This window comes from Gardnerella sp. c12Ub_1 (assembly GCF_055804375.1).
Genome location: NZ_JANUZC010000001.1, coordinates 920858 through 935829, shown reverse-complemented (window position 1 = coordinate 935829; position 14972 = coordinate 920858). Strand labels below are relative to the sequence as shown.

General features: G+C 42.5%; 10 protein-coding genes. 9 read left to right on the top strand and 1 reads right to left on the bottom strand.

From position 1 onward, the window contains the following. Nucleotides 1-145 precede the first annotated feature (145 nt). The 6 genes from NYP65_RS03625 (at nt 146) to NYP65_RS03600 (ending at nt 10489) form a co-directional block, all read left to right on the top strand. Nucleotides 146-1894 (top strand): ABC transporter family substrate-binding protein, encoded by a 1749-nt coding sequence (locus NYP65_RS03625; RefSeq protein ID WP_473410625.1) that lies wholly within the window; start codon nt 146-148, stop codon nt 1892-1894. A 242-nt stretch (nt 1895-2136) separates the two neighbouring features. Beyond that, nucleotides 2137-3963, top strand: a complete 1827-nt coding sequence (locus NYP65_RS03620; RefSeq protein WP_473410624.1) for an ABC transporter ATP-binding protein — start codon at nt 2137-2139, stop codon at nt 3961-3963. A gap of 1 nt (nt 3964) precedes the next feature. Next, on the top strand, nt 3965-5761 hold the full coding sequence (locus NYP65_RS03615) for an ABC transporter ATP-binding protein (protein WP_473410623.1): 1797 nt from the start codon (nt 3965-3967) through the stop codon (nt 5759-5761). A 54-nt stretch (nt 5762-5815) separates the two neighbouring features. Continuing rightward, nucleotides 5816-6796 carry a TatD family hydrolase gene (locus NYP65_RS03610; RefSeq protein ID WP_473410622.1) on the top strand — a complete coding sequence of 327 codons (981 nt, stop codon included), beginning with the start codon at nt 5816-5818 and terminating at the stop codon, nt 6794-6796. A 200-nt stretch (nt 6797-6996) separates the two neighbouring features. Continuing rightward, the gene (locus tag NYP65_RS03605; protein ID WP_102705147.1) at nt 6997-9495 is read left to right on the top strand and encodes a KUP/HAK/KT family potassium transporter; all 2499 of its coding nucleotides are present in this window, start codon (nt 6997-6999) and stop codon (nt 9493-9495) included. Nucleotides 9496-9628: 133 nt separating this feature from the next. Further along, entirely contained in the window at nt 9629-10489 is an 861-nt protein-coding gene (locus NYP65_RS03600; RefSeq protein ID WP_415694893.1) for an HD domain-containing protein, read from the top strand. A 57-nt stretch (nt 10490-10546) separates the two neighbouring features. Here the strand turns inward: NYP65_RS03600 and NYP65_RS03595 are convergent, their stop codons facing one another. Then, nucleotides 10547-11287 carry a FadR/GntR family transcriptional regulator gene (locus NYP65_RS03595; RefSeq protein ID WP_473410621.1) on the bottom strand — a complete coding sequence of 247 codons (741 nt, stop codon included), beginning with the start codon at nt 11285-11287 and terminating at the stop codon, nt 10547-10549. A 161-nt stretch (nt 11288-11448) separates the two neighbouring features. Between NYP65_RS03595 and NYP65_RS03590 the strand changes: the two genes are divergently transcribed. The 3 genes from NYP65_RS03590 to gnd all read left to right on the top strand — a co-directional run bounded on the left by NYP65_RS03590 (nt 11449) and on the right by gnd (nt 14471). Then, nucleotides 11449-11976 carry a gluconokinase gene (locus tag NYP65_RS03590; protein ID WP_004132207.1) on the top strand — a complete coding sequence of 176 codons (528 nt, stop codon included), beginning with the start codon at nt 11449-11451 and terminating at the stop codon, nt 11974-11976. A 181-nt stretch (nt 11977-12157) separates the two neighbouring features. Further along, nucleotides 12158-13498, top strand: a complete 1341-nt coding sequence (locus tag NYP65_RS03585) for a GntP family permease (RefSeq protein ID WP_004132249.1) — start codon at nt 12158-12160, stop codon at nt 13496-13498. Nucleotides 13499-13595: 97 nt separating this feature from the next. Further along, nucleotides 13596-14471: a phosphogluconate dehydrogenase (NAD(+)-dependent, decarboxylating) gene (gene gnd, locus NYP65_RS03580; RefSeq protein ID WP_004132247.1), complete on the top strand. Its 876-nt coding sequence runs from the start codon at nt 13596-13598 to the stop codon at nt 14469-14471. The last annotated feature ends 501 nt before the right edge of the window (nt 14472-14972 follow it).

Sequence of the window (14972 nt, the reverse complement as noted above, 5' to 3'; positions counted from 1 at the left end):
TTCTTTTTTCTGGATTAAATCTTAAGTAACAAAAGTTTAAATTCAGCATTTGTTAAAAAAGTCGTAACACAAAATGTCAAAAGATTAGATATACTCTACACACATACCAGAAAGTGGACATCATTTCTGGGGAATGAGAGGAATCATGAAAAAAACTAATGCAGGTAAATTAACTGTATTCGCCGCAGCTGCACTTTCTGTTGCAATGCTGCTCGGCGCTTGTGGTGGTACAACCGCCACTACGGCAGATAAAGCTAAGGGCGGAATGACCGAAGAGCCAGCCGCAGGTGTAGATACTTCCTACACTGGCGCTCTTCCAATGCCTAAGGTTGACAAGCGTTACGACAATCCACAACCTCGTGACAATGTTAAGGATGGCGGTACTTACACGTTCTCGCTTTCCGACATGGGTCCAAACTGGAACTACGCTTCCAACGATGGTAACACTGCTTACATGGCTACTTTGTGGGGCTTCTACCAGCCATCGCTTCCTTATTACGATACCGTTAAGGGCGAGAAGGTTAAGTACAACCCTGATTACATTACTTCTGTTAAGAAGGTTAGCGACAAGCCACTCGTAGTTCAGTACGATTTGAACCCAAAGGCTAAGTGGAACGATGGCACAGACATTGATTACACTGCTTTCAAGGCCACTTGGGAAGTTATGAATGGCAAGAACGAAGCATACTCCGTTCCATCTCACGAAGGCTATGATTGCATTGAGTCCGTTGAGCAGGGCGCAAATCCTAAGCAAGTAATCGTTAAGTACAATAAGCCATGCGCAACTTGGGAATTGCTTTTCGCTCCATTGGTTCATCCAAAGGCAACCGATCCAACCGTATTCAACCAGGGTTGGGTAGGTAATCCTCACAACGAGTGGGGCGCAGGTCCATTCGAGATTCAGTCCGCAACCGAAGATCAGGTTGTTTTCGTGCGCAATCCAAAGTGGTGGGGCAAGAAGGCAAAGCTTGACAAGGTTGTTGTAAAGCGTATGGAAGATACCGCTGCAATGAACGCCTTCCAGAACGGCGAAATCGATTCCGTGGATTCCATCTCCACCAAGGATAAGGTTAAGGCTGCTCGTAGCGTTAAGGGCGCTCAGCTCCGTTACGGCTACAGCACCAAGATTCGTGTTATTAACTTAAACGCAAAGGCTGGCGCATTCAAAGACAAGGCCGTGCGTAAGGCCGTTGTCCAGGCATTCGACGTTGCCACCTACAACAAGATTCAGTTCCAGGGTATGAACTGGAAGAGCGAGCAGCCAGGTTCGGAGCTTCTCTCCATGTTCCAGGCTGGCTACAAGAACAACCTCCCAGCTGATGGTAAGTTCAACGTAGAAAACGCTAAGAAGACTCTTGAGGCCGCTGGCTACAAGATGGGCAAAGACGGTTACTACGCTAAGAATGGTAAGACCGTTCAGTTCACATTTACCTTCTTCGGCGATGACTCCACTCAGGCAGCTCTTGCTAACGCATTCCAGGCCATGATGAAGAAGGCTGGAATGAAGTGCAAGACTGTAAACAAGCCTGCATCTAAGTTCTCTAAGGCTGTTGCTTCCTTCGACTTCCAGGTTCTTCCAATGGCTTGGGTTTCCCAATCTCCATTGAGCTTCTTGGCATCCGCTTCCCAGGTATACGATTCTAAGAGCGATTCCAACTTTACTGGCACTGGCAGCAAGAAGATTGATGCCGTTCTAGCCAAGATTGGCAAGACCTACGATTACAAGGAACAGACTGCATTGGCCAACAAGGGTGAGTCCATGGCTTTCGCCGAGTATGGTACACTCCCAGTTTCTGCTCCTCCAACCTATCAGGCATACAAGAAGGGCTTCGCTAACGGCGGTCCTGCTGGATATGCTAACGTTTTTGTTGAAAACATTGGTTGGCAGAAGTGAGTAAATTTGTAGCGATAACTCGCGCAAGTTTACTAAGCTGATTGCTTAACTTATAGCATGTGGCGTGTGGTCTTTGGGCTGCACGCCACATGCTTTTGCGCGTAGTCGCGTGCGTGTAATCCGCAGCAAATAATCGCGCAAAAATAGTCGCGCAAAAATAAACTCAGAAAAATAGTATAAACTTAATAAAACTTAATAAAAAAAATAAATCGCAAAGTCAAAAATAAGGGAGAATCTAGCGCATGTATGTAAATCCAAGTAAACGCAAAGACGCGAGCAATGTGCGCTGGGTTTTACAATATTGTAAGCCAGATATGTGGAGAGTAGGCGTATCGCTAGTTCTTTTTACTATCAACGACACAATGGCAATGACAATGCCTCTGCTTTCTGGCTTTATTGTAGACAAAGTCATTATTGGAAAACAGCATGACTTGCTTCTTAACGTATGCGTGCTAATGGTTGCAATGATGATTGTTCGCGTAGGTTCAAGATATATTTACCAGCTTCAAATGGAAAGATTCGGCCAAAACGCCGTGTATCGCCTTGTAAGCGACGAATACGAGAAGCTACATTCACTTGACTTTACGTACTTTAATCACACGCGCACAGGCGACATTATGAGCCGCATGACTTCGGATACGGATGCGATTCGCCACATTTTAAGCTGGGTATCTTATATGGCGCTGGATTGCGTAGTGATGTTTGTGTTTGCGCTAATTATAATGTTTTCAATCCAATGGCAGCTAGCTCTAGCGCTTATGGCGATTACGCCATTTTTGTTCTGGCTTGCAAAGCTTATGGGCAAGAATGCTAGGCCGAAGTTCCTTGCGATTCGCGAATCGTTTGCGCGCATGAATTCAATGGTAGAAGAAAACATTGAAGGCAATCGCGTTGTAAAAGCTTTTGTTCGCGAACCTTTTGAAACAAAGAAATTCGACGATTGCAACGAAGACTACTTTAATCGCAATATTACGCTTGCAAAAAACACGCAAAAATACATGCCATGGCTGGACGGTATGGGCTTTGCGCTGGAGCTTGTAACAGTAGGATTTGGCGGATGGCTTGTGCTTAATGGAAGCATGACTTTAGGCGCGTTTGTAACGTTTAACAGTTTTCTTTGGATGCTCCACATGCCAGTAAGAATGGTTGGGTGGCTTATTAATGATTGGCAGCGATTCAACGCAGGATGCGTAAATATTCGTAAGCTTCTTACGCAAGAATCGCATATTGATTTGCCATCTACATCTGCAAAAAACGTTAAAGTTAAGGGGCGCGTAACTTTTGAACACGTTGATTTTGCGTTCCCAGACGATCTTGATTCGCCAATTTTAAGCGATATTGATTTAGATGTTCCAGCAGGCACAAAGCTTGGAATCTTAGGAGAAACAGGGTCTGGAAAGTCAACGCTTGTAAGTCTTATAGCAAGATTCTATGATCCTACGCGCGGCCGCGTTTTAATTGATGGAAAAGACGTGCGCGAATGGCCTCTAGAAATTGTTAGAAATCAAGTTAGCATAGTTGCGCAAGAAACATTCCTGTTTTCCGATACGATTGCAGGAAATATTGGCTTTGGTTTGCCTCAAAACGAGGAAAATTGCAAAGAATTAGATAGCACGATTAGGCGTATGGCAAGAATCGCAGATGCAGACGATTTTATTATGAGCATGCCAGAAGGCTACGAAACTGTTGTAGGAGAACGAGGAGTTGGCCTTTCGGGCGGTCAAAAGCAGCGCTTAAGTCTTGCTCGCGCGCTAGCAAACAATCCTGCAATATTGATTATGGACGATACAACTTCTGCAGTAGACATGGAAACTGAGGAGCATATTCAAAAAGAGCTAAAAAAGCTAGACGGCTTGCGAACAGTAATCACAATTGCGCACAGAATCTCATCTGTTAAAGACGCAGACATGATTGTTGTGCTAGATCACGGCAAAATTGTAGAGCGCGGAACGCATGAGCAGCTTGTTGCGTCGCATGGAAGATATTGGGAAATCTATAAAAAGCAGCTTGGTATGCAAACAGGCAAAGCTTTGGGATTTGAAGATTCACACGAGGCTAAGGGGGAGTAGAATGGCGCAGCGCAACACTTATAGAGAAGACGAAAGCCAAGAAGAGCACGTAAATTTACACGAGCTTATGCGCGTTCGCAAATACATAAAGCCGTACGCATGGCAATTAGTCAAAATAGTTTTAGTTGTTATTAGCGGAAGCTGCATTATGACAGTAACTCCAATGATTACAAAAACACTTATAGACGTAGTTTTGCCTAATAAAAACGTTTCTTATTTGTACGCGCTTATTGCATTGTTTGGCGTGCTTATTGTGCTGTATGAGCTTGGGCTAGCCTACAGAACGCTTGCTATTACGCGACTTGGTCAAATGGTAATTAAAGATATGCGTCGCGATATTTTTACGCACGTGCAATCGTTATCGTTTGATTACTTCGATTCGCGCCCACACGGCAAGATTTTGATTCGCATAGTAAATTACATTAATACGCTTTCCGACACGCTTTCGTCTGGTTTAATCAACGTATTTTCCGATGTTTTTGTGCTAATCATTACGTTAATCGCAATGTTTTCTATAGATTGGCGAATGGCGTTGTGGAGTCTTGTATTATTCCCAGTTTTTATAATCTGGACTCGCACTTTACAGATTTTGCAACGAAAAGCGTCTAAAAAATTGTCGAATAAGCAAAGCAATCTTAACGCATATTTGCACGAATCAATCGCAGGCGTAAAAACCACTCAGACTTTTGCGCGCGAATCAGAACAATACGCTACATTCCAAGATCAGCAGTCGGGAGTTAGAAAAGCGTGGATGCGAAACGTTAGAGTGCAAATGCTTCTTTGGCCAGGAGCTTCGATTATTGAAAGTGCAGCAATTTCGCTGCTCTACTATGTTGGCATAACAAACGCAAGCAGTATGAACATAAGCACGGGTACGCTTATAGCATTTGTGTGGTATTCGAGCACTTTTTGGGAGCCAGTTGTAAACATTGGTAACTTCTACACGCAACTTGTAACATGCTCAGTGTATTTGGAGCGTATTTTTGAGACTCTAAGCATTAAGCCAAATATTGTAGATAAGCCAGATGCAAAAGAATTGCCGCAGATTAAAGGCAAGGTTGACGTAAACGATGTTGTTTTTCGCTACGAAGAGGGTGGAAAGCCGATTTTGAATTTAGTTGACTTGCATGTTGAGCCTGGAACAACGGTTGCGCTTGTAGGCCCTACTGGAGCAGGTAAAACAACGCTTGTAAGCCTGCTTTCTAGATTCTACGACGTTTCCGAAGGCTCAATCACCATTGATGGCTACGATGTGCGTTCAATAACGTTAGCATCTTTGCGAAAGCAAATGGGAGTTATGCTTCAAGATAGCTTTATATTTAGCGGAACTGTTAAAGAAAACATTCGATACGGCAAGCTTGACGCAACGGACGAAGAGATTGAGGCTGCGGCTCGAGTAGTTAACGCTCACGAGTTTATTGAAGAATTGCCTAATGGCTACGATACGGAAATTGAGGAGCGAGGAGCCACTCTTTCTGCAGGACAAAGGCAGCTTATATCGTTTGCGCGCGTTCTTTTAGCAGACCCGCGAATTTTAATCCTAGACGAAGCAACAAGCAATATAGATACGCGTACAGAAGAAGCTTTGCAAGCAGGATTAGCTCAATTGCTTAAAAATCGCACTTCTTTTGTGATTGCACACAGGCTTTCTACAATCGAGAATGCGGATTTGATTTGCGTGATTGACCATGGGCAAATCGTGGAGCGCGGAAGCCATGAGCAACTTATGGCGCAAAAAGGTGCGTATTACAGGCTTGTGGAATCGCAATACGCTGCGATTAGTGCGGCGATTCAATAAGCGCAAAAAGTCACATTGTAAGTCGCGTTAAATATGCGACTACACTTGTAAATCATGAGTAAGCATCATCGCGAGCACAATTGGGCGCCTTCTTTAACAGAGCAGTCTGAAATATGGCAGAATCTAATTAAAGAAGGCATAACAATTGCAGACGACCACACGCATATGCTAAGCGTAGTGGATTTTGCAAAAAATCTTAATCAAGAATTAGAGCAAAAAGGTCGAGATTTAATAGCTGAGCCTAGCGCAAGCGATTTAGTAAATAGTGCAAAAGCATCAGGCGTTTTCAAAATGATTGAAGTTGGATGCGAATACCCAGATTGGCAATCAACAATAGACTTTGCGGCAGATCACGCGGATTGCGTACGTGCTGCAATAGCGATTCACCCAAACGAAGCGCCTTTACATGGCCATAGAGGAGCAGAAGGGCCAGACGGCTTGCCAGTAGTTTATAAGCCGTATCACGATATTCCATTTGACGAAGCAATGCAACGCTTGCGCTCGCTAGTAATGGAGCATCCAAAAGAAGTAGTGGCGATTGGAGAGACAGGATTAGACTATTTCCGCACAGGCGAACGCGCAAGAATTTACCAACGTGACTCGTTCCGCGCGCATATAGCGCTTGCAAAAGAGCTTAATTTGCCGCTTCAAATTCACGATAGAGATGCGCATAGCGATGTTGTAGAAATTTTGCTAAAAGACGGAGCGCCAGAGCGCACAGTTTTCCACAGCTATTCTGGCGGAAAAGACTTAGCTCAAGTGCTAAAAGAAAACGGATGGTACGCCAGCTTTTCTGGAACGATTAGCTATAAGGGTAACGAGGATTTGCAAGAATCTGCGCGAATCATTGGAAAAGACCACATAACTGTTGAAACGGATGCTCCGTACCTTACTCCAATGCCTTACCGCGGGCGGCCTAACGCGCCTTATATGGTGCCTTACACTCTTGAGTCGTTAGCAAATGTGCTTGACTGTTCTTTGAAGGAAGTAGCAGAATCAACCTTAAAAACAACGAAAGAAATCTACGGTTTTTAGACGATTTAGTCTTATATTCTTTCTTTGATTAAGCCTTATTTTCCAAGGATTCTACGCTTATTTTGCTTTATATATCTGTTGTTGTATACAATATTTAGGTACAAATAAATAAAACTGTAAGCAGTAAGACCGTATGCGACTTCTTATTATGGCAGATTATTGCAAAGAAGAGGTCTTACTTTTTGGAGGAAAAATCAAGCATGACTAAGTCACGCGTTTCAGCGCTATCTAACGATAACGCTAAGGATCTTCGCAACGGGGCGAAGGAGTCTGAGAAGGCTGCTAAGGGAGTAACGAACCCTAAAGAGGCGATTCTAAAGGCCGCTTCTTTTACAAAAGCGCCAAAAGTTTCTCAGAAAACCACCACTCGCGAAGAACGAGAGGCGTTGGCGTATCAGCAGGCTAAAGAGGTTAAAGAGGCCGAAAAGCTTGCGGATAGTGCGGTTAGAGGCCCGCTTGGAAGATGGTGGGCAAAGATACAAACCAGCTCCGATAAATTTACTTTGGGTATGTCAATTGTGGCATTGGGCGTTGTTTATGGAGATATTGGAACGTCTCCTTTGTACACTGCTCAAACATTCTTGGCAGGTCAAGGCGGATTACAAAACATTAGTCGCGAAGCGGTTTATGGCATGCTTTCCCTTGTGTTTTGGTCAATTACGCTAATCACAACAGTAAAATACGTATTTGTTGCAATGCGAACAGACAACAAGGGCGAAGGCGGAATTTTTGCTCTCTACTCGCTTATTAGGCGAAAAGGCGCATGGCTTGCGATTCCAGCAATGATTGGTGGCGCAGCGTTCCTTGCGGATTCTGTTCTAACTCCAGCAGTTTCAATATCTTCCGCAGTGGAAGGCTTGCGCACAATATCTGCGTTTAGGCCTATCTTCTTAGAAAACGACAATCTTTCTTTAATGATCACGGTAATTATTATTGTGATTCTGTTTTCTGTTCAACAGCGCGGAACCGAAAGAATTGGAAAAGTTTTCGGCATAGTCGTTATGATTTGGTTCGGATTCCTAGCGCTTGTTGGAATCATGAATATTGGCGAGAATCTGGCGATTTTTGAAGCTTTGAACCCAATTTACGGCCTAAAGTTCTTGTTTAGCTCGCACAATATGCAAGGAATGGCCTTAATGGGCATTATCTTCCTTTCTACAACTGGTGCGGAAGCTTTGTACTCCGATATGGGTCACGTTGGTCGCGGAAACGTTTATGTTACGTGGCCGTTTATTAAAGTTGCGCTTATTCTAAACTACTTCGGTCAAGGCAGTTGGATGCTTCAGCATCAAAACAATAAAGCATTGTGGTCTATAGAAGGCTTAAACCCGTTCTTCCAGATGCTTGGCCCAAACTTGCGCTACGTTGCTGTTGTGCTTTCTGTAACAGCGGGCATTATTGCATCCCAGGCTTTGATTACTGGTGCTTTTACTATGGTTTCGGAAGCTACCAGCCTTAACTGGATGCCTCATCTTCAAGTGCGATACCCTGCGCGAACTCGCGGCCAGCTTTATATTCCTGTTGTTAATTTTGTGCTCTGTCTTGCAACTCTTACAGTTTTGGCTGTGTTTAAGGATTCTGAGCATATATCTGGAGCGTACGGTCTTGCGCTTACGCTTACCATGATTGCAACAACAATACTTCTTACGGTTCACATGTGGTATCAAAATAAGAAGCTTGGCGCTTTAGTATTTGCTGTAGTCTTCCTGATTATTGAGATTTTGTTCTTTATAGCATCTATGGCAAAGTTTATGCACGGCGGCTGGTTTACCATGCTTCTTGGCGCTTCGATTTTGATTATTATGCTCACTTGGAAAGATGGCACTAAGATTGAGCGCTCGCAGCGATTGCACATGAAGCCTAAGGACTTTTTGCCTGTTCTAGATAAGTTGCACAGTGATTTTAGAATCCCTTATTTTGCAGATAACATTGTTTATTTGACTTCCGATAAGGAGATGAAGCGCCTAGATACTGGCATTTTCTTCTCGATTTTTGCGGATCATCCTAAGCGCGCTCGCGCGTGGTGGGCTGTTTCTGTAGAAACGGATGATGCTCCGTTTACTCGCGAATATTGCGTGGAGAATTTTGGAACGGATTATTTGTTCCGCGTTAAAATCAAGCTTGGATTTAAGGTTTCTCCTTCGATTCCTGCATATTTGCATCAAATTATGCACGATTTGTCGCACACGGGCGAGCTTCCGCAGCAGCAGTCTGTGTATCCTAAGGTAGATGCGGATCCAGATATTGGCCCAATTCGTTACGTTCTTTTGCACAAGGCGTTAATGCCGGAGTCGAATATTTCTTTGCGTGGCGCATTGTCGCTAAAAATGAAGTATGCGATTCGCCATATTGCTGGAACGCCAGTTAAGTGGTTTGGCTTAGCTCCGTATAATCCTGTTGTAGAAGTTCAGCCGTTGTTTGTTTCCACTCGTAGACCTCCTCGATTAAAGCGAGAAGAGGTTGCTTCTTCTAGAGCTGTTCAGTCTTTGCAAGGCAACGATGTTGCTGCACAAGCTTCGGTTGATGCCGAGCAAACTGCGATTATGAACGCTAGAGATATTGCTGCAGCGAATGTTTCTGCAGAAGTAAAGTCTGAAAATAAGTCTGGAAGCAAGTCCGAAAATAAGGAGACTAAAATATCTAATACTGGCAAAATCGCTAGAATAGATACTGGTCAGATTAAAGCAGTTAAAAAATAGCTAAAATCCATATTATTGCTTTATTGCTAATCGGCCGTTTGCGTTGGCTTGCGCATGTGCTTATGTTTGCTTGTGTGCTTGCTTGCAATAACGGCCGTTTTGTGATTGATGGGATTTAAGGAGTGCGATTGTTATGCTTGCAAATATTCCTGATTTTAATACGATTGAAAAGTTGCATCGCGCTGCCTCGCCTAGCGAAGACGCTTATAATCTTATTCATTGCCATTGTGTTGTTATTGCTACGATTTCTTGGATGATCGCAAGACACCAAAATCAGATGTTGGCTTTTAAGCAGCTTAATTTGAATAATGATTTTGAGAATTTTGCGGATTTTGCTGATTTTGCGGATAAGTCGCAAGCAGATGTTGAGCAAATTATGCTTAGTCAAATGTCTAAAATCAATGAAGATTTAAAAAACAGGTGTGATTTAGCAAAGTCGTGTCTTAAAAAGTTGATTGACGCAAATCTGCTTGAGCTTCCTAAAGTTAGTGGCGGAATCGCGCCGAAAGATTATGTAGACGAGTATGCGGCGTTTGCTGGCGGATTGTTGCACGATATTGGAACGTATTTTGTTTTAGCTAAAGACGGTTCAAAAGCAGCGAATGGCAAGTTGGAGTTTGACGGGCCGAATTATATTTTGCACGGTTTGCGCGGCTACAACTATTTGATTGATAACGGCTTTAGCGAAGATACTGCGCAATTTGCGCGTAATCATACGGGCGTTGGACTAACTCGCGAGCAAGTTGTTGCGCAAAATTTGCCGCTTCCTGCTGGCGATTATGTTCCGCGTACAGTTGAGCAAGAAATTGTGATGGTTGCTGATAAATACAACAGTAAGTCGATTCCGCCGCGATTTTTAACTGTAGATACGTATAGGCGTAAGGCTGCGCGCTTTGGTGAAGAGAACGCAAAGCGATGGATGTGCTTGGTTAATAAATACGGCAGGCCGAGTGTTTGCAAGCTTGCAGATTTCTTTGGGCTTAAGGTTGATTAAGCAAGGTTGATTAAGCAAGGTTGATTAAGCAAGGTTGATTAAGCTTTGCTTTTATGGCTATAAAGCCGCTAATCCAAGTGCAGTGTTTACTTCGGCTACAATATCGTGCATAGCAGCGCTTGCTGCAGCTGCGTCACCTTCCATAATTGCCTGTGTTACCTTTTTATGGTTTAATATCGCTTCTTTGTTTGGTTTTTGTGGATAAAGATTAAGTTCAACTCTGCCTCGTAATACGCTTTCGACTATTGAACTAAGTTTTGCAAAAATCGGGTTACCGCTATTTGCAAGCAAAAGAGTATGGAACTGGATATCTAATTCATGAAAATCTGCCAGTCTATTTTCTTCTACCGCTTTTACCATATCGTGACCAATTACGCCCAATTTATAGCGTATTTCTACATCTCCGCGTAATGCACATCCAGCTGCTGCGGCAGGTTCTACAACAAGACGAAGTTCTGTTAATGCTCGTAGTTCATTTTCTCTGTATGGTGAATGTAGTTTCCATGTGATTACTCGTGTATTTAAATCGTCCCAATTTTCTGGATTGCAAGCTATTACGCCTGTTCCGCGTTGAAATTGTACGCAACCCAAAGATGCTAATAGTCTTGTTGCTTCTCGAGCTACTGTTCTAGATATTCTATATTGTTTTTGAATATCTTCTAGTTTTCGATTAGTTTTTGGCTCCCATTTGTTATTTACTATTTCATCTGCGAGAGAATCTGATATAGATAGATGTAAAGGAGCGTTTTCGGTCACTAAGTCACTAGAAATTTGACTTTGTGTGGTATTAGACACCATATTTGCCTCGCAGTTTTATGTATATTTATGGTTTCATCCTAGCAAATAGAAAATGAAAATATAGTTATGCTCAAAAAATAACACATTAAAGACTCTTAATTCTTTGACAAAGAGTCTTTGTGTGGTATTCTTATAGTGTTGTCAATAACAAAGGAGCTATTATGGCGATTCACATTGTAGTGATGGGCGTTGCTGGTTGCGGCAAGTCTACTGTTTCTGAGGCAATTCGTGATCAACTTGGTTACACTCTGGCAGAAGGTGATGATTTTCATCCAAAAGCTAATATAGATAAAATGTCCGCAGGAATTGCGCTAACAGATGAAGATCGTTGGCCTTGGTTGGATCTTATTAACAAATGGATGGTTGCGCGTGAAAGTCTTGGAGAAAACACAGTTGTTTCAAGCTCTGCATTAAAACGGTCATATCGCGAAGTTCTTTCTAAAAATCTAAACGTGTACTTCTTGCATTTAAACGGAAGCCATGAGTTAATAGCGCAGAGGCTAAAAGATCGTAAAGGACACTTTATGCCACCATCTTTATTGCCAAGTCAGTTCGCAATTTTGGAGCCTCTAGGTAAAGAAGAAAACGGAACCGTTATATCGATTGAAGGTTCTGTTGAAGATATGGTTCATAGAGCTATCAAAGCAGTGAAAACATATGAACAATCGCAGCTGCAAAAACAATTGTAAATGTAAAAATAGTCGCAATTGTAAAGCATAACAATTGTAAAGCAGCACAAAAATATACATTCAAAAATTACTAACGCAAATAACAAAGTTGTTAGCGCATTGATCGTAAACAAAAGATCACAAGGAATTATAAACAAAGCATCACAATAATTAAAACAATTCACAAAATCATGGAGGATTTATGAGTGGGTTAATTCTTGCGGCAATATTAGGTATAGCGCTTATTGTCGTACTTATTGCAGTGGTAAAAGTACATCCTTTCCTATCGTTAATGATTGGTTCGATTGCAACTGCAATCATTGCAGGAGTTCCATATGATAAAAGTCTTACAAGCTTTACTAATGGAGTTGGTTCCACAGCATCAGGAGTTGGATTACTCATTGCTTTAGGCGGAATTATTGGAATTCTTCTTACACGTTCAGGTGGAGCAGACGTGATTTGTGACACCATACTGAAGAAAGCTCCAGAACATAAGCTTCCATGGGCCATGGCTCTGAGCGCATTTATTGTTGGAATTCCACTGTTCTTTGAAGTTGGTGTAGTGATACTTATACCAATTATTCTTCTTGTTGCGCGTCGTACAAAAATGCCAGTAATTGCTCTCGGCATACCAGCGCTCGCAGGCTTATCGGCTTTGCATGCTTTTGTACCGCCACATCCTGGACCACTTGTTGCTATTGATGCTTTGCATGCAAACATTGGATTGACTTTGGCTTTTGGTTTGATTATCGCCATACCAACTGTAGCAATCGCAGGGCCTCTAATGGTTCATTGGATGGTAAAAATGGTTCCTATTCAAGCTAAGCAAGAAGAAGACAATAAGAAGGAAGATAAGCCACAAAATCGTCCTACATTCGCGGAAGCGTCTAGCGTAATTTTACTTCCAGTAATTCTTATGCTTGCAGCCAGTGTTGTTGATATTACGGGGCAATCAAAATCTACATTTGGTAGTGTAATCGCATGGATTGGAACACCACTTGAAGCTCTTACAATCACTACTATTTTTGCGATGATATTATTTGCTATTCGCGCAAAATGGAGTAGAGATACATTGAATTCTCTGGTAGGTCTTTCGTTCTCCTCAATTGCAAGTATCTTGTTGATAGTTGCTGCTGGGGGTGGATTCAAGCAAACCCTTGTAGATTCTGGAATTGGTAAAGTTATTGCTACTGGCATTGTTCAGGCAAATCTTAATCCTCTTCTGGCTGGATGGATTGTTGCTGTACTAATTAGATTAGCGACTGGATCTGCAACCGTTGCAACCGTAACAGCATCTGGAATTGTTGCACCTTTGGCTGCAAATCTAAATCAAGTACAATTAGCGTTACTCGTACTAGCTATTGGTGCTGGATCAATCTTCTTATCTCATGTAAATGATGCTGGATTCTGGTTGGTTAAAGAATATTTCGGTATGAGCGTAGGGCAAACGTTTAAAACATGGTCATTGATGGAAACAGTATTGTCTGTTGTTGGACTTGCAATTATTATGCTAGTTTCTGCTGTTGTTCCTGTGTTCATATGAAATTAAAAAGATTGTCTGAATAAGTTTTGTGACAGTTTTGCAAAAGTTATTAAAAGTTATTAAAAGTTATTAAAAAATTTGAAAGAAGGAATTTATTATGCAATTAGGTGTTATCGGTTTAGGGCGCATGGGCGGAAACATGGTTAAGCGCTTGCGCGAAGGAGGTCATGAAGTTGTTGGATACGACGTTAGTGCCGAATCAAATCGAGATGTTGACTCTTTAGAAAAATTGGTACAAAGACTTTCTAGTCCGCGTATTGTATGGGTTATGGTTCCAGCTGGTTCTCCTACAGACACAACTATCGAAAAATTAAGCAATCTTCTTGAAGATAATGACCTAGTAATTGATGGAGGCAATACTAGGTATGTTGATGATCAGCGTCATTCTTCTGAATTAAAAACAAAAGGAATCCATTTTATGGATGTTGGAGTTTCAGGCGGAGTTTGGGGATCTACTCGTGGTTACGCATTGATGGCTGGCGGCTCCGATGAAGATTATCAGAGAATGTTACCAATTTTCGAGACTTTGAAGCCTGAAGGTCCTGACGGACTAGTTCATGCTGGTGCTGTTGGTGGTGGTCATTTTGCCAAGATGGTTCACAATGGAATCGAATACGGCATGATGCAGGCTTTTGGTGAAGGCTTTGCAACAATGATGCGTTCAGAATTAATAGATGATCCAGCTAAGGTTATGTCTTCATGGCGTCAAGGTTCTGTTGTTCAGTCTTGGCTGCTTGACTTATTCGCACGCGCTGCAAAAGACGATCCTACATTAGAATCTATGCCTCCTGTTGCTAATGAGTCTGGTGAAGCAAAGTGGATGGTTGAAGCTGCACTTGAACTTGGTGTTCCAACCCCAGTTACCGCATGCTCATTGTGGGCTCGCCAAGTATCTCGCGGAGGTGGAGATGACACTTTGCGAGTAGTTTCATCGTTGCGTGCGCAGTTTGGTGGCCATGTGACTAAAAAATAGTCAAAGTAAGTAGAAAATATCTAAGGTAAAAATAGGTAAAATAGGTAAAAAATAGATAAAGATTGTATAGATGGGCAGTTATGTGTTAATTGCCCATCTATTTTTGTTTGCGACACTCCCGTGTTTTGGTTTTTGGGGGTGTTTTTCTTGTTTTTTTGGATTATTTTTGTTTTGTTTTTGTTGGTGTGTGGTTGCGTGGCGTTTTTTTGCGTGTTTTTATCGTGTTTGCGACACTCCGATGGATGCTAGTGTTTTCAATGGTTTTGTCTTGTTGGTTTGGGTGTGATTTGCTTTTGGGCTTGCTTTGGTGTAAGTTTATCTCTTGCTGCTCAGCGCGGCTGGTTCTCCTCGGTTGAGGTTGATGAGCCGGCTGGTGTGGTGGTGGTTTGAGAACTCAAGAGCGTGTCTGTACTACTTATTTAGTTAATTATTGCCAGTTCATTGTCAGCCTCACAGATTGTGGGGTGCCTGAGAGATGGTTAAATGATGGTGAGGTTTTTT

Bases quoted from the DNA above. Each gene is read 5' to 3' on its own strand.
- NYP65_RS03600 (WP_415694893.1), top strand. From the start codon at position 9,629: ATGCTTGCAAATATTCCTGATTTTAATACGATTGAAAAGTTGCATCGC.
- NYP65_RS03590 (WP_004132207.1), top strand. From the start codon at position 11,449: ATGGCGATTCACATTGTAGTGATGGGCGTTGCTGGTTGCGGCAAGTCT.
- NYP65_RS03620 (WP_473410624.1), top strand. From the start codon at position 2,137: ATGTATGTAAATCCAAGTAAACGCAAAGACGCGAGCAATGTGCGCTGG.
- NYP65_RS03625 (WP_473410625.1), top strand. From the start codon at position 146: ATGAAAAAAACTAATGCAGGTAAATTAACTGTATTCGCCGCAGCTGCA.
- NYP65_RS03585 (WP_004132249.1), top strand. From the start codon at position 12,158: ATGAGTGGGTTAATTCTTGCGGCAATATTAGGTATAGCGCTTATTGTC.
- NYP65_RS03605 (WP_102705147.1), top strand. From the start codon at position 6,997: ATGACTAAGTCACGCGTTTCAGCGCTATCTAACGATAACGCTAAGGAT.
- NYP65_RS03610 (WP_473410622.1), top strand. From the start codon at position 5,816: ATGAGTAAGCATCATCGCGAGCACAATTGGGCGCCTTCTTTAACAGAG.
- NYP65_RS03615 (WP_473410623.1), top strand. From the start codon at position 3,965: ATGGCGCAGCGCAACACTTATAGAGAAGACGAAAGCCAAGAAGAGCAC.
- gnd (WP_004132247.1), top strand. From the start codon at position 13,596: ATGCAATTAGGTGTTATCGGTTTAGGGCGCATGGGCGGAAACATGGTT.
- NYP65_RS03595 (WP_473410621.1), bottom strand. From the start codon at position 11,287: ATGGTGTCTAATACCACACAAAGTCAAATTTCTAGTGACTTAGTGACC.